The organism is Candidatus Omnitrophota bacterium (assembly GCA_023819145.1).
In the GTDB taxonomy this organism is placed as follows: Bacteria; Omnitrophota; Gorgyraeia; order DTHP01; family DTHP01; genus JBFWKV01.
This window is the reverse complement of record JAMWCW010000022.1, coordinates 1-7,429: the sequence shown is the minus strand read 5'-3', so window position 1 is coordinate 7,429 and position 7,429 is coordinate 1. Positions and strand designations below refer to the sequence as shown.

The window sequence follows — 7,429 nt, the reverse complement described above, 5'->3', positions numbered from 1 at the left end:
GTGTTTTAAATGTATTTATGAGCAGGCAGAGTTGTGACAGAATAATTTATGCTCTATTTTCTCATTTAAACAATTGCTGGAGGGAACACCCTTTAAGAGAATTTACACAATTTTCTTGAAATTACCAAATAAAGCGGATTAAAGAAGAGAAGGGAAAAGTAGCTCTTGGAGATTTACTTGCCATTTTCACCAATCCAGAAACAAAGGAGGCTCTTTTTACTCCTCAGAGCTTACAGGAGAGAATTAGAGCCATAATGGAGTCTCTTTCTGTCAGAGGAGCAGAAGTAATAGAAATTGAGGGGTCGGTTGCAAGAACTGCTCAAGGAATAACCGAGGCAGATGTTGAGGAAGTAAATTCTGCCTACTGGACCTATGTTCAGGAACATCTTGGAAAAATTCCTTCCTATGGAGCGATTGCTCAAATTTTGAAGTGGCCTGTAGCGCGTTTAGCGAAAAATATGATAAGAATTAATAAAATTTTGCAAAGTAAAGCAAAGCCTCCCCTCTATTTTGAGAAAAACTGGCCAGAAAACTTTGCCAACGCTCAGGGTGTCCTTTATGCTTATGAATATTACAAAATTGTTTCCGGGGGGAAAAACCCTTCCGCAAAGGATTTAGTCTTAATGACGGGGTATCCCGAACGTGCAATTGGTATAGTAATTGATATTATTAATACACAAAGAAAAAAATATAATCTTCCTCCTTTAGAACTGCGCAAAGAGGACTAATTATTTTTTACCTAAGAGGGTAATAATTCTTAAGGCAAGTTGGCCCTTGTCTTTTTTTATTTCATATTCTTTAAGTGCATCCCAGAGAAAAGGTTTTAAGTCCGGTCGGCCAAGGATTTCTACCCCCACAAAACGTTCTCCATAAGTGAGCCGGAATAAATCCAGGGCGATATTTACTGTAAAATTAATGGCTACTTCCTGAAGTCTTTCTAAGAGGAAAACAAATTGAATTATATTTTCTCGGTTTCCTTTTAGTTTAAGGTCAGTTTTTTCTAAATGATTGGCTTGGGGAAATACCAGAGTAGCCGGAACAATTTCTTCAGAAAATCCCGAAAGACGCAAGGCCCAGACAAACCCAACATAATGGAGATAATTGGGTAAGAAAGAAGGCAGGTTCTTTTCTACCTCTTTAAGAGAATGGATTTCAGGGACATAGGTTTTATCAATGGTAATTATCATTTCTTTATTTTTAGCAAGAAACTCTTGAGCAATTTTCTGAAAGAGTTGTTTAATCAATTGGATACGGTAATATGTTTGGGCAATATCTTCTGGTTCTTTTCTCAAAATATCAATTACCGGGGAAAAGATATTAGGATGAAGTAAAGTAATTAAATCATAGGGTTTAAAATCAAAAACGGTCTTTGCCTCATCCAAGGCAAACATATCTTTTGTTAAGACATCTATGTATTTTCCCAAATCTTCTAATCCAAAATCTGAGATATTATCCTTTGCCTCTTTAGTCCAAAAACTTTCCTTTTCTATTCCTAAGATGGCGATAAATCCTTTAAAAAGATTGGCAAAGGCACGGAAATAATCTGCACTGCCACTTCCTAAATCAAGGACTTTCTGGGGTGGGTTTAAGGTAATTTCCTGAAAAGTTATAGTAAACGCTATATCACGGATAAATACCTCAATCAATTTGTAGGCGATCTCCGAAGGAGAATAATGCGGAAGGAGTTTTTCCCAGAAATAATTTTTATACCAATCTAAGATCTTGAATTTCTCTCCGATTTTGAGATATTCCGAAGGGACTTTTTTATTTTCTAATTTCTTTAAGAAATAATCCTTTATTGATTTATAATTTTTCAAATATTCAGGTATGGTAAGTTGACGCACAGAAAAATCACCGCGGATTCTTCTCTCGCAGAGAAAAGAGGTTTCTGGGGTAGGAGAATTTAGGAAGAAGGTCTCTATCCCCAAGAAGATAAAAATTAGTTTTAAAATTCCCGTTTTTATTTTCAATTTAAGGCTGATTTTTTATCACTAAAAGATGGGCTATGCGGTAATTGGCAATTACGGTGGTAGTTATATTTTTAAAATCTATCTCAAAAAAATTATCCCAGAAAGGGTTATCTTTTTCATCAAAGAAAGGTCTCCCTTCCCCTTTCTTAGTGTCCAAGACAATAAATCCTGTATCCCGCTGCATAAAATTTAACCATTTTCGGCGTATTTCGTTTGCTTCTTTATCCTTTAAGGGATTGAGCCATTTATCTTCTGCACCTTTAAAGGTCCAGCGGGTGTATAAAACATCATAACCTTTTTCCAACTCCGGAGGGAAAAAATAATGGGCATCTTTCCCAAAATAGAACTTTACTTTTCGTGCTTTATCTAAGAATTTAAATTTTAAGGTATAGGTTAAGTTTTCATTTTCTTCAAATTCTAATTGGGAAACAATTTTCGCTTCAATAAGTTTTTTTAAGTCAAATTTTACAAACCTTTCAAATAGACTTAGACTGTCTATGTCTTTTTTAATATCCAGAGCAAATATTTCTTCGGCATTAGGAAAAGCAATAAAGGGAGAGATAAGGTCAATTCCTCCCGGTCCCGGGCCGATTCCCGGATAAAATATTCTTAGTGGCCGTTGAATAACCGTAGAAATTTTTCCTAAATTTTTTAACCAGATAAGATAATTTATCCGTGGATGCTCTGCGGCTGACTCCTCCTCCACCCATTCCCTTTCCCAACTTTCTGTAGTAATCTCCTTGCCAACAATCCTTTTCTCCAGAAGTTCTTTTTTCTCGCTATCAGAAAGCTGAACGAGATTAATGGGATTTTTTATGCGCCGACATAAAAAGACCTTCTCTGAGATAAAGGTATAATTTAACGGTAAGAAAAGGAAAAATCCCCAAAATAGATTCTTAGGTATTGTTCTCATTAGCCCAATTCTTTTTTTAAATTTAACTTAATTTCCTCCCAAGCTTCTTCTTTATCAAAGCCAAAATTTTCAAAAGCGGTTTGCATAATCTCTATAAGTCTATCTTGAAAATCATCCTTAGCCAGGGCACGCAAGCCAATAAAATTTGCCAAGTCTGTATTTTCTGGAGAAATTACCAGCATAAAGAGTTTGGTCATTATGCGGGGAGTAAATTCTTCTTCTATTTTCTGACTATTCTCATATATTTTCAGCAATTTTTCTATTGCCTTTTCGTCAGCGGTGTATTCATAATCTGTCTCCACCCAAGGAGAAAGCCCCAATAAAGCCAGTCCGCGGGTATCGTGAGGGCCTTCGTAGACAAGAGGGGAAACTTTTCTTATCTTAAATCCCGAAAGAGAAAAGGCTGTTTCCTGAATTCTCTGGTCAAAACTCTCGGTTTCTTCCATAGTAATGGTGAGGATTCCTTGGGAGGAAAGGCGTTTTGAGATTCCTCGGAAAAGGCTCTCCATCCACTTTAAACCAATTATCGTATTCTCTCCATAACCTACCAGATACACACCCACCATTTTCCCGGGATGTTTAATCCGGAATCTATCCACCGGTTTATTGGCTTCCACAATTCCATCCAATTGGGTCATATCTGCTTGGATTACTTTCACCTTTTTTTCGGGGAGTTTTAAGATTTGTAAGGTCTGTTGGGCTTGGTCATAAGGATAACTGAATTTTTCTATTCCCACGATTTCTGCCTGGGGATACAAATCTGCAATTATTCCTACATCTGCCCAACCTCCTACCCCCAAGTCCACAATTTTTATTATAGAGGAAAAATCCAAACCATAAACCCTAAGGGTTTCCTTTTCTTTAATTATGGTATTTGTCCAGTAAATAAAAACATTTACCAACTCTTCCGGGCTGAATAAATTTGTCTTCCAGTATTTTTCTAATTTCTCCAGGATATTATATTCCTGAGCAATCTGTATATTTTCCCAGGGGACTTTTTTCTTCGCTAAATTTTCTCTAAATTTTGCAGTTATTCTGGCTTTCTCCATCCAATCTGGGAAAACAAGTAATGTGCGGAGACGCCGATAAAGAAGATTTTCTGAGGGAATTAAAATTAAGACTTTTCCCAAGGAAATAATTACCAGCATTAAAAATAATCTTTTTCTCATTCTCTCTTTTAAAATATAACACACAATTTCATACTTGACAAGGGAAGAAAATAAGAAAATAATTTTCTTGGAAATTATGATAAAATAATAATGATAATGGCAAATATTGTTCTGCTTACTGATTTTGGTTTCCGTGATGAGTATGTGGGAATAGTGAAGGGAGTAATCTTAAAGATAAATCCCCAGGCACAAATCCTTGACCTTACTCACGAAATTCCCCCTCAGGATGTAGCCTGGACGGCTTACTGTTTAGCCTCTGCTTATAAATTTTTTTCTAAGGAAACAATCTTTCTCTGTGTGGTAGACCCGGGTGTAGGCACAAAAAGAAAAATTATTATTGTAAAAACCAAAGATTACTTTTTTGTTGCTCCGGATAATGGAATTCTCACTAGGGTTTTAGAAAAAGATAATCCTGAGAAGATAATTGCAGTAAGGAATAAAAAATTCTTCTTACCCGAAATCAGCTCTACCTTCCACGGCCGGGATATTATGGCACCAGTAGCCGCCTATCTTTCCCGAGGGGTGGCTTTATCTGAATTTGGGCCAGAGATAAAAATGATTAAAAAAATTGCCTTACCTGAAGTAATAATAAAAGATAAGTGCATAAGCGGAGAGATTATCCATATTGACCACTTTGGCAATCTCATTACCAATATTGATAAAAATTTTTTTGCCCAAGTAATCAAGAAAAATAAATTCTTTATTAAAATAAAAGACAAAAAAATTTTTAGGATAAATACCTCTTATAGTCAGAGTAAGAAAGGAGAGCTTTTAGCCATCTGGGGCAGCCGGAATTTGTTGGAGATTGCCGTAAGTCAAGGGAGTGCGGTTAAGGAACTAAGGATTAAGAAAGGAGAGCAGGTTACCATTAATCTTATAATAGATGCTTAAGACTAAGGGGGAGGGATTATCTCGTATTGTAAAGCAGATAAGAAAAGTAAACCTTTATATTTCTGGTTGAAAAATTCTTTTGCTATCTTGATTACTGTGGCTTCCCGAGGAGCAGGAATGTCTGAATACATAAAGAAGACAACTTCGTGTTGAGATTTTAGTCTTTCTAACTGTATTTCTTCGGTCAAATTAATATACTTTGGTTTAACCCATGCCTGTAATTCTGGATAGACTTCTTTTATGTTGGGCTTATCGGTATCAATAATATATTTTTCCAACAAAGAGTTGACATATTGCGTGCGGGGGACAGCTGAGCTGCGAACCTCAAAAATTTCAGCGTAGTTATACCTGCCTTGCTTGGCAATAAGTAAAGATGGGGTAGCAATATCGTATAACTCTATTACTACCCTCCATCTTTCAAGCCATTCTTTGACCGATTTTTCTCTTTGTCCGTCTGGTAAATTATGAAATATCTTAGTTCGGGCATAGTTTTCCAAACGGTCATGTAAAATCATGGCAATCGAATAAGCCTCTGCACCGGTAGCTCCGGCAATACTTTTTATGTTCCATTTATAATCTTCATTGGAGACCTTTAAATGAATCTGTTCATCAAAATAATTTTTTACTACCTCGCTTAAAAATCTGAAAAAGCATGTAAAGTATGCCTCAGGGTATATCTCTAAAGAGATATTCAGTTCACTAATGAGAGAATTTCTTTCGGCCTCATCTTCTTTGATTAAATCTAAATAATTTTCTAAGGTTCTACCTTTTTGGGCTGATTTTTGTATAAGGTGCTCCAGAAAAAATTCAGGAAGATACTTTTTCATTTCGGGGGTTAAATTCTTTTTTGCTTCTTCAGAAAATCCTCTCTGCTGTAAAAGATAAGAGATTATTTTTTCTTGGGGCTTCTGTTCGGTCTCTTTTATCCTGCGGCTGCTTAAATTTTTTAAAAAAATATTCTGGGATACAGGGTTACAAAAAAGTTCTAATCCCAAAATCCAAATGAGTATAATGGGCATCGTTTATCCCTCTGCTTATAAATTCTGCTTGAAGACCTCCTTTAAAAATATAACATATAATTTGTCAACCGACAAGGAAACTTAAAATTATTGACCCTCTTTATAGAGAGTGATATATTAAAATATGTGGGGTCAAAGTTTATATATGCATTTTTCATCCTTTTTCTCTTAAGTTGCGGACTTTTTGTTTTTACTTTTATACTTCTTGTGCGGAATACATTTTTACCACGCTGGCAAGATAATTCTTTACCCTCAGAATATAATCTTTCCTACGAAGAAGTCAATTTTTACAGTAAAGACAAATTAAAGCTTAAGGGCTGGCTAATTTTAAAAGACAAAGGTTTTCCTACAATAGTTTTATGCCACGGTTTAGGAACAAATAAATCAGACCTCCTGGGCATAGCTGAATTTATTTATAATGCGGATTTTAATCTATTTCTTTTTGATTTTCGTGGACACGGTGAAAGCCAGGGAAGAACGACCTCTTTTGGTTATCTTGAACAAAGGGATTTAGAGGGAGCAATTGATTATATTTTTGCCAGGTCTGATTTAGAAAATAAAAATTTGGGAGTCTTTGGTTTGTCCTTGGGTGGAGCAGTGGCCATAATGGTTGCCGCCAAAGATTCCCGGATTAAGGCAGTGATTTCTGATAGTTCCTATAAGGGTCTCTATTCTTCCATGGTCCATCATGCCAGATTTCTTTATGGTTTTCCTAAGTTTCCTTTTAATGTCTTCTTAAGATTGACTTACTTTTTACGCTTTGGGATTGACCCTAAAAAAATTTCTCCTCAAGAGGTAATTGCCCAAATCTCTCCTTATCCAGTTTTTATCCTCAATGGAGAAAAAGATCTCCAGATACCCAAAGAAAATGCGGAGGTCTTATTTGAGAAAGCAAAACCTCCCAAAGAACTCTGGATTATCCCTGGTGCAGGCCATGGTGAGGGCTATGGGATTTATTTTGAGGAATACCAGAGAAGAATCATTGAGTTTTTCCGAAAGAACCTCTGAATAAAATTTATTCTTAACTTATTACAAACTAAAAAAAATTTGACAAAATGTTAAAATCGCGTTATATTTTATATAAAATAAAAACCCGCATCTGAGCCGAGAAAGGAGGGATAATAAAAATCAAATATCAAAATTGAGGCTAAGGGGTTTAGATATAGTGATGGGGAATTGGTTAAACCCAGTATAACAATTTAACCGTAGAACAATAGAGCAATTTGTGAAGGAAGAAAGAAGGGAAAAATGAAAGGCAAAATTTTAGGAGTAGCTATTTTGGGGGTATTTCTAGTCGTAGGAAATGTTTTTGGTATGGTATTCAACGAAGGATTTCTCAAGGCACGATATTACCTTCCGCCGATTCTCAATGACATTGAGAATCAGAGAATAACCCAGATTCCGGAAGAGTGTTCTCAGGGAGAAAATCGAACTTCATGCCTGCCCATGTTCTTTGAACAACAACCA

Annotated in this window: 8 protein-coding genes; 4 read left to right on the top strand and 4 right to left on the bottom strand. The window is 35.9% G+C overall.

Annotated elements, in window-relative coordinates:
* The first annotated feature begins 254 nt into the window (after positions 1-254).
* Complete coding sequence (locus tag NC818_07435) at positions 255-728, top strand: hypothetical protein (protein MCM8784574.1); 474 nt, start codon at positions 255-257, stop codon at positions 726-728.
* Here NC818_07435 and NC818_07430 read toward each other — a convergent pair whose 3' ends face one another.
* The 3 genes from NC818_07430 to NC818_07420 are packed head-to-tail and all read right to left on the bottom strand — an operon-like array spanning position 729 to position 4,052.
* Positions 729-1,970 carry a hypothetical protein gene (locus NC818_07430; protein ID MCM8784573.1) on the bottom strand — a complete coding sequence of 414 codons (1,242 nt, stop codon included), beginning with the start codon at positions 1,968-1,970 and terminating at the stop codon, positions 729-731.
* Between the two features lies 1 nt (position 1,971).
* Positions 1,972-2,883, bottom strand: coding sequence for a hypothetical protein (locus tag NC818_07425; protein MCM8784572.1), 912 nt, complete (start codon positions 2,881-2,883; stop codon positions 1,972-1,974).
* Positions 2,883-4,052 carry a hypothetical protein gene (locus NC818_07420; GenBank protein ID MCM8784571.1) on the bottom strand — a complete coding sequence of 390 codons (1,170 nt, stop codon included), beginning with the start codon at positions 4,050-4,052 and terminating at the stop codon, positions 2,883-2,885. The genes NC818_07425 and NC818_07420 overlap by 1 nt, the downstream gene beginning before the upstream one ends.
* Positions 4,053-4,148: 96 nt before the next feature.
* Between NC818_07420 and NC818_07415 the strand changes: the two genes are divergently transcribed.
* Entirely contained in the window at positions 4,149-4,943 is a 795-nt protein-coding gene (locus tag NC818_07415) for an SAM-dependent chlorinase/fluorinase (GenBank protein MCM8784570.1), read from the top strand.
* A 2-nt stretch (positions 4,944-4,945) separates the two neighbouring features.
* Here the strand turns inward: NC818_07415 and NC818_07410 are convergent, their stop codons facing one another.
* The gene (locus tag NC818_07410; GenBank protein ID MCM8784569.1) at positions 4,946-5,962 is read right to left on the bottom strand and encodes a hypothetical protein; all 1,017 of its coding nucleotides are present in this window, start codon (positions 5,960-5,962) and stop codon (positions 4,946-4,948) included.
* 207 nt (positions 5,963-6,169) lie between these two features.
* Between NC818_07410 and NC818_07405 the strand changes: the two genes are divergently transcribed.
* Together NC818_07405 and NC818_07400 are read left to right on the top strand one after the other, a co-directional pair.
* The gene (locus NC818_07405) at positions 6,170-6,970 is read left to right on the top strand and encodes an alpha/beta hydrolase (protein MCM8784568.1); all 801 of its coding nucleotides are present in this window, start codon (positions 6,170-6,172) and stop codon (positions 6,968-6,970) included.
* A gap of 240 nt (positions 6,971-7,210) precedes the next feature.
* Positions 7,211-7,429: hypothetical protein (locus NC818_07400; GenBank protein MCM8784567.1), on the top strand; the 219-nt coding region annotated here is incomplete at its 3' end.